Origin of the sequence: Porphyromonas sp. CAG:1061, assembly GCF_000435035.1 — a bacterium.
Classification (GTDB): Bacteria; Bacteroidota; Bacteroidia; order Bacteroidales; family Porphyromonadaceae; genus Porphyromonas_A; species Porphyromonas_A somerae.
The window spans coordinates 1-2782 of the sequence record NZ_HF988953.1 but is presented as its reverse complement, the minus strand read 5'-3'; the positions used below and the strand labels follow the sequence as shown (position 1 = coordinate 2782).

General features: G+C 49.1%; 1 pseudogene. It reads right to left on the bottom strand.

Annotated features, from left to right (window positions below):
* Nucleotides 1-2586, bottom strand: a pseudogene (locus tag QVO39_RS08820) (DNA gyrase/topoisomerase IV subunit A); the annotation flags it as partial.
* Nucleotides 2587-2782: the final 196 nt, after the last annotated feature.

The following is a 2782-nucleotide window of genomic DNA, read 5'->3' as shown; positions in this document are numbered from 1 at the left end:
TTCCTCTTCCGATTCTTCCCCCTCCTCTGGTACTCTTGCAGGAGGTAGCTTCTCTACCTCTGCCACCTCATAGTTACTGATCCGCTTTCCTTTGGCTCGAATGCTCTTTTCACCGATAAATGTTTCGGCGTCTATCTCGATCGGCATACGGTGCTCGTCTCCTCCGCCAAAGGTCACTTTGATCAGTGGATATACCTCCTCACTCAGGAGTAGCACTCTATTTTGCTCCTCTCCTTGGATAAAGGTGCGACCGCCATCCTCCTCTATTGGGAAACGCTTAATATAGGTGTATTTTGCCTCCTCATCGTAGTAAACCAGGGTCCATATCTTATCAGGGTCGTATGGCTCAATCACTTTGATATCTCGCTCAAAATGAGTCGCATCGCTATACCCTGTGGTGTAGCACTCTCCATTTTCCCTAATCACCAAAACTTGGTCGTCGCCAGCAAACTCCCCTAGGTAGCTACCCCGCTCATCGTAATTGATGCGGAAGACATCCCAGTCAAACCATACCTTCCGGCCCCCGAGCGTGCTAGCCCCTTGCTCCTTGAGCGTTACCTTGAATACATTCCCTCGGGTCAGGAGGTTCCCTTTGGCGGTGCGCCCTTTGATCAAGATCTCAGCAAAATCTCGTTCAAAGACCAGCTTTCTCCTCCGCTCCCTTTGGGTAGGCCGAAGAACCACCTTCACCGTCTCAGCCTCTCCATTGGGGTTGGCGGAGAAGTAAAGGATTTTTGAACCAGGCTTTTCCTGTGTCACATGGTACTCCCGATCACGAATCAACGATGGAATATTAAACCTCTTGATGTAGGCAGCCCCATTCTTGCCATCTCTGTAGATCACATTATATATAGTACGCTTGTCATTGCGGATCCAGCGAGCTACGTGTATGATCTCTTTGCCAACGAAGGCTTTATCGGCCACCTTGGTAATGAGGTACCGTCCATCTCTCAAGAAGACAATCACATCATCGAGGTCCGAGACTTCGCAGACAAATTCGTCTTTCTTCAGACCTGTGCCGATGAAACCACCCTCACGATCTACATAGAGCTTTTCATTTTTCAGCACCACCTTGGCGACTTGAATCTCATCAAAGCTTTGGATCTTGGTGAGGCGGGGATATTTATCGCCCTACTCTTTGAGTAGTTTTTGGTACCACTTGATGGTGTACGAGCGGATGTCATTCAGCGTCTCTTTGATCTCTGCCATCTCCTTTTCAAGCCCTTTAATGAAGAGTTGGTTTTTCTCTTCATTGAAGCGAAGGATGCGTGCCATCCGGAGCTCAAGCAAGAGCTTTAGATCATCGTCCGTCACAGGGCGTATCATCCCCTCCAGAGCATCGGATAGTCGCTCACGGATATGAGCAATCGCCACTTTTAGATTCTTGGCTTGCTCAAACTCCTTGTCCTTGTAAATACGTCTCTGGATAAATAGCTCCTCCAAAGAGCTCTTTAGGTGCTGCTCCTCTAGCTCTGCTAGTTTGATCTTTAGCTCAGTACGCAGGTAGGTCATGGTGCGCTCCACCCCATCTTTGAGTACCTCTGTAATATTGAGAAACTCTGGTTTGTCATCGCGGATCACGCAACAATTGGGGGCAATGCTCACCTCACAATCAGTAAAGGCGTAGAGGGCATCAATCGTTTTGTCGGACGAAGTGCCAGGAGGTAGCTGTATCTCAATATTGACTGTGGCAGCCGTCTTATCATCAATCTTCCGCACCTTGATATTACCCCGATCATTCGCCCGCATAATCGACTCAATGATCGAACTGGTGGTACGACCAAAGGGGATCTCCGTGATAGCAAGGGTCTTGGCATCTTTTTTCTCTATCAGTGCCCGCACCTTGATTTGCCCACCACGCTCGCCGTCATTGTAACGGCTGATATCCATCAGCCCGCCTGTTGGAAAATCGGGATAAAGCTCAAATTCTTCTCCTTTGAGATAAGCAATGCAAGCCTCCAGTAGCTCACGGACGTTGTGGGGGAGTATCTTGCAGGAGAGCCCCACAGCAATACCTTCTGCACCCTGAGCAAGGAGTAGGGGAAACTTCACTGGTAGTGCCACCGGTTCCTTGTGCGTAGCATCGTAGGAGAGCTTGTAGTCGGTGATTTTATCGCTGAAAAGCACCTCTTTGGCAAAAGGGGTGAGCCTTGCCTCTATATACCTAGCGGCAGCTGCTCCATCGCCCGTGAGGATATTACCCCAGTTACCTTGGCAGTCAATCAATAAGTCTTTCTGACCTAGCTGCACCAATGCATCGCCGATACTGGCATCTCCGTGGGGGTGAAGCGACATGGTCTGACCCACAATGTTCGCCACCTTGATGAGGCGGTCGTCCATCTGCGACATCGTGTAGAGAATGCGTCGCTGTACCGGCTTCAGTCCATCCTCTATGTGGGGCACTGCACGCTCCAAAATTACATAGGAGGCATAGGAGAGAAACCAATTGCGATACATTCCGCTCAGTACATAGCTACCACTCCCATCCTTAATGGAGTCTTCGCTGGAGTGCTCTGAAGCTGGCAGATGCTCACTATTTTGGTCTAGCTCGTCAATATGTTCGTTTTGATTATTTTCTTTCATCATTTGGCTCAATTTGCCACAAAATTAATCAATTATTCAGATTATGCCAAGTAGAAAGCCAACCTAGTCCATGGGTTACGCATTAGAAAGTTCACACCGTATGGTTTTTAACAGGGTGTCTATAAGAAAGGACCTCCGTGAGGAGGTTCCCCAAAAAAGCACCCGCCAGGGTGCCATTCAGATAGCCCCCGGTCAAGGC